General features: G+C 61.3%; 16 protein-coding genes. 6 read left to right on the top strand and 10 right to left on the bottom strand.

Going from position 1 to position 12,436, the window contains the following annotated elements; translation table 11 throughout:
• Positions 1-85: 85 nt before the first annotated feature.
• Genes trbJ through trbB form a run of 5 tightly spaced genes read right to left on the bottom strand, consistent with a single transcriptional unit; the run spans position 86 to position 4,932 of the window.
• Positions 86-841, bottom strand: a complete 756-nt coding sequence (gene trbJ / locus RVAN_RS14100; RefSeq protein ID WP_013420381.1) for a P-type conjugative transfer protein TrbJ — start codon at positions 839-841, stop codon at positions 86-88.
• A complete protein-coding gene (locus tag RVAN_RS14105) occupies positions 825-3,329 on the bottom strand; it encodes a transporter (RefSeq protein ID WP_013420382.1) in 2,505 nt (834 codons plus the stop codon). Before RVAN_RS14105 ends, trbJ begins: the two co-directional genes overlap by 17 nt.
• A gap of 8 nt (positions 3,330-3,337) precedes the next feature.
• A complete protein-coding gene (trbD, locus tag RVAN_RS14110; RefSeq protein ID WP_013420383.1) occupies positions 3,338-3,625 on the bottom strand; it encodes a conjugal transfer protein TrbD in 288 nt (95 codons plus the stop codon).
• Positions 3,625-3,963 (bottom strand): TrbC/VirB2 family protein, encoded by a 339-nt coding sequence (locus RVAN_RS14115; RefSeq protein WP_013420384.1) that lies wholly within the window; start codon positions 3,961-3,963, stop codon positions 3,625-3,627. The genes trbD and RVAN_RS14115 overlap by 1 nt, the downstream gene beginning before the upstream one ends.
• Positions 3,964-3,966: 3 nt before the next feature.
• Complete coding sequence (gene trbB, locus RVAN_RS14120) at positions 3,967-4,932, bottom strand: P-type conjugative transfer ATPase TrbB (protein ID WP_013420385.1); 966 nt, start codon at positions 4,930-4,932, stop codon at positions 3,967-3,969.
• Here trbB and RVAN_RS14125 point away from each other — a divergent pair.
• Both RVAN_RS14125 and RVAN_RS14130 read left to right on the top strand, forming a co-directional pair.
• Positions 4,931-5,113, top strand: coding sequence for a hypothetical protein (locus RVAN_RS14125; RefSeq protein ID WP_041787669.1), 183 nt, complete (start codon positions 4,931-4,933; stop codon positions 5,111-5,113). The genes trbB and RVAN_RS14125 overlap by 2 nt on opposite strands.
• Positions 5,114-5,476: 363 nt before the next feature.
• Positions 5,477-5,782, top strand: a complete 306-nt coding sequence (locus tag RVAN_RS14130) for a helix-turn-helix domain-containing protein (RefSeq protein ID WP_013420386.1) — start codon at positions 5,477-5,479, stop codon at positions 5,780-5,782.
• A 57-nt stretch (positions 5,783-5,839) separates the two neighbouring features.
• On the opposite strand, the gene RVAN_RS20300 is transcribed toward RVAN_RS14130, so the two are convergent.
• Complete coding sequence (locus RVAN_RS20300) at positions 5,840-6,031, bottom strand: hypothetical protein (protein WP_013420387.1); 192 nt, start codon at positions 6,029-6,031, stop codon at positions 5,840-5,842.
• A 192-nt stretch (positions 6,032-6,223) separates the two neighbouring features.
• Between RVAN_RS20300 and RVAN_RS14135 the strand changes: the two genes are divergently transcribed.
• The gene (locus RVAN_RS14135; protein ID WP_013420388.1) at positions 6,224-6,427 is read left to right on the top strand and encodes a helix-turn-helix domain-containing protein; all 204 of its coding nucleotides are present in this window, start codon (positions 6,224-6,226) and stop codon (positions 6,425-6,427) included.
• Positions 6,428-6,481: 54 nt separating this feature from the next.
• Here RVAN_RS14135 and traF read toward each other — a convergent pair whose 3' ends face one another.
• The 4 genes from traF to RVAN_RS14155 form a co-directional block, all read right to left on the bottom strand.
• Positions 6,482-6,994: a conjugative transfer signal peptidase TraF gene (gene traF, locus RVAN_RS14140; RefSeq protein ID WP_049779441.1), complete on the bottom strand. Its 513-nt coding sequence runs from the start codon at positions 6,992-6,994 to the stop codon at positions 6,482-6,484.
• Positions 6,995-7,008: 14 nt separating this feature from the next.
• Complete coding sequence (locus RVAN_RS14145) at positions 7,009-8,919, bottom strand: type IV secretory system conjugative DNA transfer family protein (RefSeq protein ID WP_245257993.1); 1,911 nt, start codon at positions 8,917-8,919, stop codon at positions 7,009-7,011.
• A gap of 73 nt (positions 8,920-8,992) precedes the next feature.
• The gene (gene traI / locus RVAN_RS14150) at positions 8,993-10,624 is read right to left on the bottom strand and encodes a TraI/MobA(P) family conjugative relaxase (RefSeq protein WP_013420391.1); all 1,632 of its coding nucleotides are present in this window, start codon (positions 10,622-10,624) and stop codon (positions 8,993-8,995) included.
• A gap of 34 nt (positions 10,625-10,658) precedes the next feature.
• Complete coding sequence (locus RVAN_RS14155) at positions 10,659-11,111, bottom strand: hypothetical protein (protein WP_013420392.1); 453 nt, start codon at positions 11,109-11,111, stop codon at positions 10,659-10,661.
• A gap of 216 nt (positions 11,112-11,327) precedes the next feature.
• Between RVAN_RS14155 and RVAN_RS14160 the strand changes: the two genes are divergently transcribed.
• The 3 genes from RVAN_RS14160 (at position 11,328) to RVAN_RS14170 (ending at position 12,363) form a co-directional block, all read left to right on the top strand.
• A complete protein-coding gene (locus RVAN_RS14160; protein WP_013420393.1) occupies positions 11,328-11,600 on the top strand; it encodes a hypothetical protein in 273 nt (90 codons plus the stop codon).
• Between the two features lie 96 nt (positions 11,601-11,696).
• Positions 11,697-11,975, top strand: coding sequence for a hypothetical protein (locus tag RVAN_RS14165; protein ID WP_155942471.1), 279 nt, complete (start codon positions 11,697-11,699; stop codon positions 11,973-11,975).
• Between the two features lie 61 nt (positions 11,976-12,036).
• Positions 12,037-12,363, top strand: coding sequence for a hypothetical protein (locus RVAN_RS14170; RefSeq protein ID WP_013420395.1), 327 nt, complete (start codon positions 12,037-12,039; stop codon positions 12,361-12,363).
• Positions 12,364-12,436 lie beyond the last annotated feature (73 nt).

Below are 12,436 nucleotides of genomic sequence, written 5' to 3' on the forward strand. Positions count from 1 at the left end.
AGCGCGCACCCCGCTCGGGCCGCAGGCGATGAGCCGAGAGGAGAGCAAGATGCTCTCGGCGGCGTTCTTGGCGGGAGCCGCCTCATCAAAATCGCGCTCCGCCGCTTGTTGGGATCGTCGTTTGCGTTTTGATGAACGTCCGCCAGGCCGCCTGTTGGGAGGCACTCTGATCGGCCTCAGTCTGGATGGCGTTCGCCTTGAGGCTCGTGTCCGCCAGGATGAGTTGGCGCAGCTTCTGCAACTGCTCGATATTGAGAAGCCCTACTTGAGCAAGCGTCTGTAGCGCCTCGAGATTGCCTTGCACCGCGCCGGTCTGGCTCTTGAGGCGGTTGATGAGCGCAAGCTCGTCGCCGCCGATCTGGCCCGACTGAAGGGAACCCGCTTCAAGCGTCGAGAGCACGCTCGCATTGGCGTTGGTAGACCATTGCTGATATTTGGCGGCAAAGGCTGCGCTCGTCGCGGGCGAAGTCAGGTAGCTGTCGTACGAGCCATAGTGCTGGCCAAACTGCGCCGCGAGCCCTGTCTTGGCGAAGGACAGCGAATTGGCGCTTGCCAGCGCCGTGTTGACGGATTGGATGTTCGCCGCTCCATTCCCCCATTCGAGCGAGGGCCAAGGCGTCGTGTTCACCGTCATGGTCTGGAACTGGTTGGTGTTCGTCTGAAGGATACTGCCTTGCGTACCGAGCTGATCGACGAGCCGGGCCAGATTCAAGAGCTGCGTGATTTCGCTGGCGCAATTGGTGCAATAGACGGCCTGGGCCCGGCTTTGCCGGACGCTCACGACTGAGACACAAGCGATTGCTACAAGCGCAAGCGCCGCCACTTTAAGGCGTCTTTTCATTGAGCCCCTCCTCCGCTGGTCCGAGAATGTCGTTGGGATCGAGGCCCCGCTCGGCGAGCCAGGCTCGCGGCCACTCTTGTCCGTGGGCCTCGATGAGCGCGCGCACGCGGGCCACATCCTCGCGCGATGAGACGGCGGTAAAGGCAAGGGCCACGGGACCAAGTCCGAGCTCGAACAGCCTGCGGCCTTCCGGGCTCGTGTAGTAGTAGTGGCGTTTCTTGACCGCCCCCTTCAGGAGCGCGATCTCGGTCTCGTTCAGACCGATCAGCCGGTAAAAATCGAGGGGACCGGGCATCGCGCCGGAGCCACCCTTATCGGCTTCCTCGTTCGGCAAAAGGATCCTGGTCGGGCAGGATTCGAGAAGCACATCGAGGATGCCGGAGCGTGCCGCGTCCGAAAGGCTCTGGGTCGCAAGCACGACGGCGCAATTGGCCTTGCGCAGCACTTTCAGCCATTCGCGGATCTTTTCCCGGAACACGGGGTGGCCGAGCATCACCCACGCCTCATCGAGAAGGAGAAGGGCGGGCGCGCCTGTGAGCGAGCGCTCGAAATGGCGAAACAGATAAAGAAGCACCGGGATCAGGTTCTTCTCGCCGAGCGCCATCAGTTCCTCGATCTCGAAGACCGTGAATGAGGCCGGCTCGATGCCGTCGGCCCTGGCATCGAGAAGATGGCCGAGCACGCCTTCGATCGTATAGGTGCCAAGCGCCGCCCGGATGTCCTTGTCCTGAACGGTGGCGATGAAGTCGGTGAGGCTTCGGCCCTCGCCGCTTTTGGTTTCGCGCATTAGCCGCACGGCGCGATGGATTTCTTCTTTCTGCCGCGGTGTCGGCGCGCTTCCCTGTTGAAGCTCGTAGCAGGTGGCAAGCCAGTCTTCGGCGAACGCCACATCTAAAGCCGTCTCGAGTTTGCCGAGCGGACACAGGCCCGGGCTTCCCGCATCGCCTGCCAGATCATAGTGCTGCGCGCCAGCCGCATGAGCGAGCGCGAACAGCGAACGACCCTTGTCAAACACCGTGATGCGGGCATGCCGGTAGCGGCGGAACTGTGCGGCGATGAGTGCGAGCAGCGTCGATTTGCCAGCACCTGTCGGCCCGAAGATCAGCGTATGGCCGACATCGCCCACATGCAGATTGAGCCGGAACGGCGTCGAGCCGGTGGTGGCGCCGTAAAGGAGCGGCGGCGAGCCTGCCGGGAAGAGCGGGCTCGGACAGACGGGAAGTCCCGGCCAAATGGAGGCTGCCGGCATGAGGTCGGCGAGGTTCAAACTGTGGACGAGCGGCCGCCTCACATTCGGGACGGCATGGGCGGGCAGGCTCCCGAGAAAGGCCTCGAGCGTATTCACCGTCTCGACGCGGCTCGAAAAGCCTTCGCGCCGAAGCTCGCGGCCGACAAGGCGCGCCTCCTCGAGAAGCGTGTCCCTGTTCTCGCCCATCAAGATCAGGACCGGCGTGTAATAGCCAAAGGCGACGAGGTTGGAACTCGCATCGGTGATGGCGTCTTCGGCCTGCGCCGCCATCAGAGCGGCATCCTCATTCACGACGCCGCCTTCGGTGCGGAACACTTGCGAAAAGAACCCCCGCATCCATTGCCGCCATTTGCGCCGGTAGGCGCGGAGCAGCCCGAGGCTTTCGTGGGAATCGAGCGGGATGAAGCGCGAGGAAAAGCGAAACGCAATCGCGAGCGTCTCGAGCCTTGCCAGCATATTGGGATAGGATTCGGCGGGAAAGCCCTCGATCGCCACCACCGCGATGAAGTGCTCGCCCATTTTCGGGGTGTCGCCGCCATAAAGCTCCTGCCCGCCGAGCCAGGCATCGCAATACATCGGGCATGGCGGCAAATTGAGGGGGCTGAGATGCCCCGTGACCGCGAAGCTCACATAGTTGATGAGTTCGTCTTGCAGATGCGCGCGCCCGCTTTCATCCATCACGCGGTAGGCCTTCATGCGTCGTAACCGCAAAATATCCGACAGGCCGTCTTCGAGATCGCGAAGCACGCGCTCGAAGATCTTGATCTGACGGTCGCCGGGGCTTTCGGGCTCAGCTTTTGGATCGTCGTCATAAATGAGATCGGCGATCTTGGTGGTGCGGCGGAGCGGCGGCGTATAGGCGACGAGGAGCGCGTATTCCGTCTCGAAATGAGCGCCTTCGCTCAGGAATTGGCGGCGCCGCTCGGCATCGATGGCAGCCGTGATCGGGTCCGGAAAGTGCGAGGCGTCGGTCTCCGGGTAAGCGGCGGCTGGAAGCCGCACGGCGTCGATCCAGAGCGCAAAGCCGCTGCCGAGCCTCGCGAGGCTCGCATTGATGCGGCTTGTCACATAGTTGAGTTCGGCGGGCGTTGCACTTTGGCTGTCGGGGCCGCGATAGAGGAAGCCGGCCAAAAGCGAACCGTCCTTGCAGAGCACAAGGCCATCGCCGATGAGGCTCGCATAATTCAGGAGATCAGCGGTGCCTTTGGCGCGATCGCGGAACTGTTTCAAGCGCAGCATGAGACCCCCTAATCAAGCCTTGAGCCGCGGGACCGCGCCGGAAAATACGCGCCGTAGCGGAGTTGCCGCAGATAGATCCTCGTCATGAAGGGGTCGGCCTTCGCCATCGTGCGGAACGCGCCAATCAGGACGAGCCAAAGGCCGGCGCCGATCATGATCGCGATAAGGTTGAGGCTTGAGACGGCGAGGCCAGCGCAGATGATCGCCGTCATCATCACGGGCTCGCGCTCGCCGCCGAGGAACAGGTTCGGCCGGTGCAGGGCGCGATAGAGCGGGGTCCGTCTCAGTTCGCCCATCAGATCACGGCCCCGGCGCTGAACAGCGTGCTCAAGAGGTCGGTGGCAAACACCATGAGCGAGACGACGAGCACGAGCATGATGACGCGGCGCACGAATTCGTTGATCTCGCCGCCAAAGACGAGGATGGCGCCCGTCACGACGATGCCCATCAGCGAGACGGCATAGGCGACGGGGCCCGTGATGCTGTCGCGGACCTTTTGCAGCGGCGTTTCCCATTGGAGCCCGCTGCCGGTCGAAGACGCGAGCGCATGCTCGGGAAAGGCGATCAGGAGCACGAGCAGCGCCGTCAGCGCGAGGCTCCAAAATCCAGTGAAATCGCGTTGGGCTTGTTGCATGGCTTACTCCTCGGCTTCGGTGACGTAATCGCTGCCATCGTGATCGATGACGCGCAGCAGCTCCTGCACTTGGCGGCCGGATTTGGTGGCGGCTGTCTTCGCAATGACAATGATGAGGTCGACGGCGGCTGCGATCGTCTTTTGCATCGGGGCCGCGGTGACTTCGCCGACGAGGTTTTCGAGGCGGATGAGGCCACCCTTGGCGTTATTGGCGTGAACGGTCGCGACGCCGCCCGGATGACCCGTATTCCAGGCCTTCAACAGATCGAGGCATTCGCCGCCCCTCACTTCGCCGACAAGAATCCGGTCCGGCCGATAGCGCATGGTCGAGCGGAGAAGCCGCCGCAAATCGATGGTTTCGGTGGTGCGCTTGAACACGTGATTGGGCGCGGCGCATTGGATCTCGGGCGTGTCCTCGAGGATCAGCAAACGCTCGCCGGGAAGTTCGGCGCCGATCAGATGGATGACGGCGTTGACGAGCGTCGTCTTGCCAGAGCCGGTGCCGCCAACAATGAGGATGTTCTGATGACCGAGCGCTGCTGCCCGGATCAAGGCCCGCTGGCGCTGGCTCATGGTCCCGGCGCGCACATAATCGTCGAGGGTGAAGATGCGGGTGGCGCGTTTCCTGATACAAAAGCTCGGGGCTGCCACCACGGGCGGGATCAGCCCTTCGAAGCGGCTGCCGTCGAGCGGCAGCTCGCATTCAAGGATTGGGTTCTCGCGCGTGATGGTGGTCTTGTGAAGCGCCGCGATGGTTGCCATGGCGGCCTCGGCTTGATGCGGGGGTATCTCGCCAAGGCGCGCCATGGGGTGCCCAGTACGCTCGACCCAAAGGACACCATCGGGGTTCAGCATGATCTCGATGACCTCCGCGTCTCGAAGACAGCCGAGAATCTGTTCGCCAAGCTCGCGTTCGAGCTTCTGGCCGACGCGGACAGCGTGTTCGGAAGCGGAACGATAAGGGGCCATGAACGCATCGGCTCGGATCGGCTTTGTTACGATGCGCTCGCTTATAGACGATCAAATCTGGATCGACAAACTTGCAAAACCCGGTGGTGGTTCTGCCGTCTTCGCGCTCTTCGTATTCATGGTCTTTATTGCTAAGGTTTTTAATAAAACAGCGCTCTGTATTTCGCCATCTTTCGAGTAACGATTCCAAGATATAGAATATTTAATCTAATAATGTTTGCTTTCAAATCGCTATATGTCTCTGCACTGAATTCGGATCTCGATGCCATCGTCAAACACGATGCCCCATACCCGGCAAGGACGGCTCAAATTTTATTGCATATCGGCGATGAACGACTTGCGATCATACGCCATTGCACACTGTGTCTTTGGCGCATCATAGATCGTTCAAACACTATCGCATGTTGATAAGCTGTCTCGCGGGGCGCTCTCGCCTTGTGCCATCAAAGCCATTTTCTGGGGCCGCTCTTGCCTCGTAGGCAAGACCGCCTATAGTGCACATACGATAGAAGCCACTTGGCCCTTCGCGACGCCCGAGCCCCTAATGCCCGATAAGAGCCTGTCCTCTGAAACAAGCCCCGCCGAACCGCCTAAGCGGAAGCGGGCGTTACCGGTCCTCGCCAAGAAGAGGGCGCCAGACAGCCAGCCGGAACGGGAGATATTTGCGAGGAATTTGCGCAAATCTCGCATCGATGCGGGCCTTAGCCAGCGCGAGCTCGCCGCGGTCACAGGCATCGCCCAGGCCCACATCTCCGAGCTGGAAAACGCGATGCACAATGTCTGCATCGACACCATGGTCAAGCTCGCTCAGGCCATGCGCAAGCCGCTGTTCCAGATGTTTCAGCCTTAGGCTGCTCCCATTAAGGTGTCCGGCATATCGCGCTGAAGACTTCCTGCCCTTGCGCAATCAAGGCTTGCTTTCAATCAAGTGGTCCAGCTGCTCGATTTCGTTTCGGATTGCATCGCCGATGGCTTCCAGGCGCGAAGCCGTGCCGCTGTCTCCGCTGTTATGAAGAATAGCCTGGACATCGGCGACAAATTCGAAGGCTTCCTTCAGGTACCGCTTGGCGGTAATGAGCTGCTGCCGTGAGAGCTGCAAGACAGGCCTCCAATCGGTTACCGTCGCGAGCCAAGGCCGCTCCGATTGTGGATATCCGAGGAGCCTCGCATACGCGAACTATAGCACTGTAACGATACTGTAACATGGTTACAGCACTGGTATCTAGCTATCTTTGCGCTCCGCTGTTGGCGCTATTACTGTTTCCACATGATAACAGCGACTCAGTGCAGAATGGCCCGAGCGGCCTTGGGGTGGGGCGTTCGCGACCTCGCAAAGAAGGCAGGCGTGAGCGTCACGACCATCACGCGGTTTGAAACCGAACAGTCGGAACCGATCAGAGCCACGCTTACCGTGGTTCAACAAACCTTCGAGGCGGCCGGGATCGAGTTCACGAATGGTGACGTGCCAGGCGTTCGCGTCCACAGGCGCAAATAAAGCCGTTCGCGGAGAACGCGCGGGTCTGTAGGCCTTCGACATTTCTCCAATATTTTATAATTCGGGAGCGGCAGCCCAAAACCGCGTCGCCACCCCTTTGACAGCGGAAAGAGGCAGAGGCCCGAAGTATCGGCTGTCGAAACTTCGTTCGTGTCTGGAAACGAGGAAGACTTCACCTTTGCTGATGACGAGGGATCGCGCACAAAGCTTCGGAAGGGGCCGCCCCTCGCTGTCCGCAGAGGAAGCCAACGAATGAGGCAGAAGCCGGCCGTTTAAGCGCAAGCCCTCGCTTGTCTGTTCGACGACGTCACCCTCGAGCGCGGCAATGGGCTTCAACATGGGCTCGAGCCCGCCAGGACAAGAGCCCTCAGACAAATAGCCCCGTGCTTTCGCCTCCAGGAAGACACCGGTTGGCGGCGGACACACGCTGACGATCTGGCCCCGCTCCAGCGGGCCATTGACCGGCCGGACCCGCCAAACCCCAACCGGAACCGATGGGGTTTCGTTGAAGCGATAGCCCAAATGATCCGCGGCAGCGACGAGCGCCGAAGCAATTGCGGCCAGCATCCAGGCCGCGAGGCCTATTCTCCGGTTTTCGGATCCCATTGGAAGGCCAGTATCTGGCTGCGGTGAAGGCTATCGGTGGCAGGAACAGGCAACTTCGCCCGCTCGCTGAACACGGGATCGCGAAAATAAAGGCTTTGCGTGCCGAAAATCGGTGCGTGGCCCGCAACAAAGATGAGCATGTCGCCGGGCTCGATGATGAGGTCGCCAGAATCCTTCAACGGCGATTTCAAGCGCATGATCTCATCGGCGGTGAGAAGCGGCCGGCTGACCTGGTGATAGGTCTTCGAAACCTGCGTCAAGACCGCGCCGAAGCGCCGTCCGCTCGTCGTGATGTCCTCCTTCACGATGGTGGCAGTGCCGACCATGCGCGACAGCCATTCGGCGGTCTCGACCCTGTTCGGCGCATAGGCGATCCGCACATGGCAATTGGACGTAATGCTTTCGTCCTTGCCATAGGCGCCCCAGAGCTGGGACATGTCCTGCATGATAAGATAGGCCTTGATGCCGTAGCCCGCGATATAGGCGAGCGCCTCCTGAAACACTTCGAGCTTCCCGTAGGAGGGAAACTCATCGAGCATGAGAAGCAGCCGGTGCTTGTGCGGCGCCTGGGGGCGGCCGTCGACGAAGGTGATTTCCGGGCGCAACAGCACGCGCACAAGCTGATTGATGATGAGCCGCATCAAGGGCCGCATGCGGTCCTTGTCTTCGGCGCGGACCACGAGATAGAGCGTGACGGGGCGGTCGTGGTTCATCAGATCGCCCACCTTGAAGTCGGAGCGCGCCACGTTCCTGGCGACGAGCGGATCGCGATAGAGCGACAGGAACGACATCGCCGTCGAGAGCACGGAGCCCCGCTCGTCGTCCGGCCGGTTCAGCATGTCGCGCGCAGCACTCGCGATGGTGGAATGGGTTTTCTCGCCCTCGCCCCAGCTGTTGGCGATCATCTCGAAATAGAGGCTCTCGATGCGCTGGTCTGGATCGGACAGCGCGCCGGCCACATCGGGGAGCGAGCCAACCTTGCCTTCGGCGCGCTTTTTATAGAGAACGTGGAGGACCGCGCCGGTCAGAAAGGCGTGGCTCGTCTTTGCCCAATGATCGACGAGGCCTTTGCCTTCCGGGTCGACGAGGATGGTCACGAGGTTCTGGACATCGCCAACCTCGTGAAGGCTGCCCAGCCTGATCTCTTCGAGCGGGTTGAAGCTGACGCTGCCCGAGGAAGCGCCCGGATCAAACTTCATGACGGCATTGCCTGCCTCTTTTTTCCGCCAGGCCGCCGTCAAATTCCAGAGTTCGGCTTTCTGATCGTTGACGACGACGCTATGGGGCCAGGAGAGAAGCGTCGGCACGACAAGCCCGACGCCTTTGCCCGATCGCGTCGGTGCAATGGCGGCGACATGCTCCGGGCCGTTGTGGCGCAGGTAACGAAGCCGTTTGCGTTCATCGCGCCAGCCGCCGACATAAACGCCTTCGCCGCGCCGTCCCTTCTTTGGCAAAAGCCCTGTCGCCTCGATTTCAGCCTGGCTCGCCCAATGAGCGGTCCCGTGAATGCCTTCGTGCCGTTCCGCGTTCCGCCCGCTTGCCGCGAGCAGGCCGAACAGGCCGCAAGAAAGCGCAAGCGCCATGCCTGCCGAGACGGTTCGGAACACGCTGTGGGTCTGGCCGCCGAACTTCTGCTGCCAGATCAGCCACTCCCAGGGTGGATAGAGAGGACCGATGAGAGGCGCGCCAAGAGCGGGATGATGGGCGAACCGTGAAGCGACATACTGCGTCGCTACGCCGTTAAGGACGATGAGGCCGATCAGGACGGCGATCGCGAGCGCTTTTCTGTCAGGCTTCGGACGCTCCGCCCCGATCATCGCCATTCCCGTTCGTTGCCTGATCAAATCGGACAGCGTGAGCGAGCCTGCCTTCCCGCTGGCTTTCAAGTGTCGTCCTCTCGCCGCAAGCCAGAATAACGGCATGATCGTCTATAGACAATCGCTTTATCTAACGCCTGCGCTATGGACGCGAGAGGCGAGGACGCGGCGTGTTCTTCATCATGAGCCGCTGCCGTTCGGCCTCCATGGCGGGATCGCTGAACGTGATGGCAAGTGAAAGCGCTGCTGCGGCCTCGACCGCTTGTCTCTTGAAGGCGCCTGTTCCTTCGACCGCCAGGGCCTGGCCGCGAAAACGCTGCGCACCAAGCGTCAGCGCGATGATGGTGGCCTGGTAGGAGGCTTTTTCGATGCGGATGCGCAGCTTATCGTCGGTGACCGCGCCTCCGTCGGCGAGGCGATAGACAAGTTCGCCGTTGCGCTGGCAGACGGGGTTCAAGTCCTGCAAGATGACGGTTCTTGCGGCCTCCGCATCCTTGGCTGTGAGTAAGGCAGCCGCGGTCTTGGCACCGGGTGCGGCGCTCGCGCGAAGAGCACGCAGCGCTTTCTGGTCGCCCCCCTTTGCGCGCGCCTGCAAATAGGACACCCAGGTGAAGAAGTACGCCTCCTCGATTGCCGCCTCGCGCTCGCGCCGGGTGTCGGCCAGCGCGGCAAGCGCGCGCGATCGCATCAGGCGAAGCTCCGCCCGTCTCGCTTTTTTACCCAGGCGTGTCAGGCCTGAGCGGCTGACTTCGAACCTTCGTTTTGCAAAAGCCGCGTAAGCCTCGTTTCGGGCTGCGGCGCTCACCTCGCGGGATTTATGCCGGGCTTCGAGGCCTTGCTGGCGCTGGCGCACATAATCCACATAGAGCGATGCGGTGTTGAGAGGGTACAGCGGCGCGCGACCATACCCATCCTGGACGATTGCCGGTTCAGCGAGGCCAGGCTGAAAGGCGCCAAGACGCGATGTAAGCTCTTTCATGGAAAAGGCGCGGTTCACGGTGGACGCCTTGACGGCAAGCCTGCTCTTGGCGTCGGCGATGACAAGGCCCGCGCCGCGGCGCTTCAGGATGAGGCCGTCACGCGCCATGATCGCGTGGATATCGCGCCAATCGGCCTTTTCGCCAAGCGCCGCCAGAAGCGGAGCTTCGATCTTGTCTTTCACGAAGGACAGGAAAGAGGCTTCAGCCGCATGGGCTTCAAGATCGGCTGCCCGTCCCTTTGGCCGTTTTCGCTTGGAGTTCCCATGATTGGTTTGGGCAAGCCCATGCTTGAGTTCGAGGCTCACGCAGGCCGCCATCAGCTTGCGCTTGTCGTAATAGGGCTCGACACAGCGAAGCCTTTCCGGATCTATTTTGTTGATGGCGATGTGGAGATGGAGATGCGCCCGGTCGAGATGGAGCGCCGAGATGCGCTGATGGCGTCCCAGCCCGACCGCTGCGCAAAGCTCGTTTTCAATATCTTCAAGCTGCGCAGGCGTCGGTGTCTCGCCGGGCTCGAACGACACCACGAGATGGTAAGTGCGATCCGATCGGCTGCGCTTGTTGAGCGCCTGGGTGACGAGGATTTCCTTGATTGCAAGATCGGGAGCCTCCGACATGCAGTTCGTGACCCGGACGATCCCAACCCGCCCAGCGCCCTCTTGTCCATCGAGAATATAGCTGAAGGTGCGCGTCGTGAGCGTCTCGCTCGGCGTCTGACCGTCGCCAAGGATATAGGCGCCGAGCCGACCGAAATTTGAGGCGGCTTTAGGCCTCAGGATTCGTTTCGCGATCATCGCTTAACGCCCCTTTGCGGCTTGCTCGAAGGAGCTATCCACTGAGCCTGCGGCCGCGATCCCAGCAGCCTTGCCGCTCCACGTACCGTATCGGGGATTCACAGGCTGCGCCGATCGCGCCGATGATCATGAAGGGGGCAAGAAACGCGCCCAGCAAGAGCTGAACGAGCGTGGCCACGACGCCGTAAAAGACATTGGTCAGCCGGATGTTGACGACGAAAGCGAACAGGAGACCGACCCCGCCCAAGCCCAACAGCGCAAGGCCGTTCGACAGGTTTTCGTGCTTCGCAAGGGCATCGCTATAAGAGAGGACGCCCTCCCAAAAGATGATGGCGGCGATGCCGACGCCAGCAAAGGCAGGCAGCGTCAGCAACTCGACGCCAAACCGCTTAACGCAAGACGCGTTGTAGTGCGTGCAAAAGACGATGATCACCCCAAAGGCGCAGACTGCCATCGCGGCATAGGCGGTGATCTTCAACACAAGCATGGCGCCTCCCAGCCGGCTACCCGGCGCGTCTCCGGTTCCAACGACGATCCTGTTGATGGCGCGGATCGCTCCCGCAAGTTTGCTCGCATATACGCTATCATAGCTGAAATGCACGGGTCGTCTATGGCGCCCTATTGCTCGCCCTTCTTGGGTTAGCCGCAGGCCGGATATACGATTGTACCTCTACCATTGAAAGACACTGCTTGTGGAGAAACCATGGCCCGCAAGCCCAGCAAAGCGGCCATCGCCGCAGCCGCTCTGAAAGAAGCCCGGTCCTTTATCGCGGCCCGCAATCGCGCCCGCACGAGAGCGGAGGCACCAGGCGGCGGAGACCCGTTCTTCCGCAATTACGAAATCGCACAAGGCCATTTGGCGCGCCTGAGTGACCTCATCGGCGAGAAGCGAGCGGGCGATCTCATCCGGGCCGAGGAGCAAAAGGGCTTCCGCTATGTCTTCGAGAGCAAGAAGCCGCCGCAGCGAAAGCGCTAAGGGCCTCCGCAGGCTCATTCGGGAAGTTCGACGTGCTGGCGTCTTAACCTCTGTAATGATAGTATATGAACAATCATGTATGCGCTGGGGCGTCCCATGCCGGCTTCCGACCACACGAAGCCTTCCATCATCTGGAAAGGACTGGATAGCGGGGGATATTTCCGGGGCGTGTTCCGTGATGGCGAGCAGCTTCTCCCCATCAGCATCGCTGTTCCAGGAGAGGGCGATCCGCCCCATGCGGGGCCGCTCTTTCAGGTTTTCATTCGAGGCGAGAAGGCGGGCAGCATGCCGAACTTGAAGGGCGCTCAGGCGCTTGCCGAGCTTCATGTGCTCGGTTTTCCGCGATCGCGAAAGTTGCCTGGCCATCGCCGGTAACGCTGCGCAGGCGGCAACGGCATCGGGCGAGCATGGACCGAAAAGAGGGAGATGAAGAAACATGGACAGGACATTCGTCTGGCGAGGCATTGATGGTGCTGGTTTTCTCTACGGCACCTGCAGTGAAGGCAGCCGCCGCTTTCGGCTCGATATTGCCCTTCCCGGCCGTGGCGGAAATCCCAAAGGCACCGATCACAGGATCTATGTCGATGGCAACGAAGTCGGCAAGGCATCCTCGATCGAAGGCGCGCAGAAGTTCTTGTCGAACTTCTTCGACAAGGGATTGCATGAGCATCTCGGCCGCGACGAGCCCCGCAAGCGCCGGTCACTCGCCGACACGCTCAAGGCTGCCGCCGGGCTCACCGGCGGCAAGAGCCGGGGCCGATGAGCAATGCGTGCGAGATCGCCAGGCTGCCGAGGCGCTGCCACGATCGAGGCCGTGCCGAAGTCCGATAGTTGAG

It is taken from the genome of Rhodomicrobium vannielii ATCC 17100, from assembly GCF_000166055.1.
GTDB lineage: Bacteria > Pseudomonadota > Alphaproteobacteria > Rhizobiales > Rhodomicrobiaceae > Rhodomicrobium > Rhodomicrobium vannielii.

What these genes read in the sequence shown, in the direction of transcription:
- trbJ (WP_013420381.1), bottom strand. Translation starts at nt 841, where the DNA reads ATGAAAAGACGCCTTAAAGTGGCGGCGCTTGCGCTTGTAGCAATCGCT.
- RVAN_RS14105 (WP_013420382.1), bottom strand. Translation starts at nt 3,329, where the DNA reads ATGCTGCGCTTGAAACAGTTCCGCGATCGCGCCAAAGGCACCGCTGAT.
- trbD (WP_013420383.1), bottom strand. Translation starts at nt 3,625, where the DNA reads ATGGGCGAACTGAGACGGACCCCGCTCTATCGCGCCCTGCACCGGCCG.
- RVAN_RS14115 (WP_013420384.1), bottom strand. Translation starts at nt 3,963, where the DNA reads ATGCAACAAGCCCAACGCGATTTCACTGGATTTTGGAGCCTCGCGCTG.
- RVAN_RS14125 (WP_041787669.1), top strand. Translation starts at nt 4,931, where the DNA reads ATGAACGCATCGGCTCGGATCGGCTTTGTTACGATGCGCTCGCTTATA.
- trbB (WP_013420385.1), bottom strand. Translation starts at nt 4,932, where the DNA reads ATGGCCCCTTATCGTTCCGCTTCCGAACACGCTGTCCGCGTCGGCCAG.
- RVAN_RS14130 (WP_013420386.1), top strand. Translation starts at nt 5,477, where the DNA reads ATGCCCGATAAGAGCCTGTCCTCTGAAACAAGCCCCGCCGAACCGCCT.
- RVAN_RS14135 (WP_013420388.1), top strand. Translation starts at nt 6,224, where the DNA reads ATGGCCCGAGCGGCCTTGGGGTGGGGCGTTCGCGACCTCGCAAAGAAG.
- traF (WP_049779441.1), bottom strand. Translation starts at nt 6,994, where the DNA reads ATGCTGGCCGCAATTGCTTCGGCGCTCGTCGCTGCCGCGGATCATTTG.
- traI (WP_013420391.1), bottom strand. Translation starts at nt 10,624, where the DNA reads ATGATCGCGAAACGAATCCTGAGGCCTAAAGCCGCCTCAAATTTCGGT.
- RVAN_RS14155 (WP_013420392.1), bottom strand. Translation starts at nt 11,111, where the DNA reads ATGCTTGTGTTGAAGATCACCGCCTATGCCGCGATGGCAGTCTGCGCC.
- RVAN_RS14160 (WP_013420393.1), top strand. Translation starts at nt 11,328, where the DNA reads ATGGCCCGCAAGCCCAGCAAAGCGGCCATCGCCGCAGCCGCTCTGAAA.
- RVAN_RS14165 (WP_155942471.1), top strand. Translation starts at nt 11,697, where the DNA reads ATGCCGGCTTCCGACCACACGAAGCCTTCCATCATCTGGAAAGGACTG.
- RVAN_RS14170 (WP_013420395.1), top strand. Translation starts at nt 12,037, where the DNA reads ATGGACAGGACATTCGTCTGGCGAGGCATTGATGGTGCTGGTTTTCTC.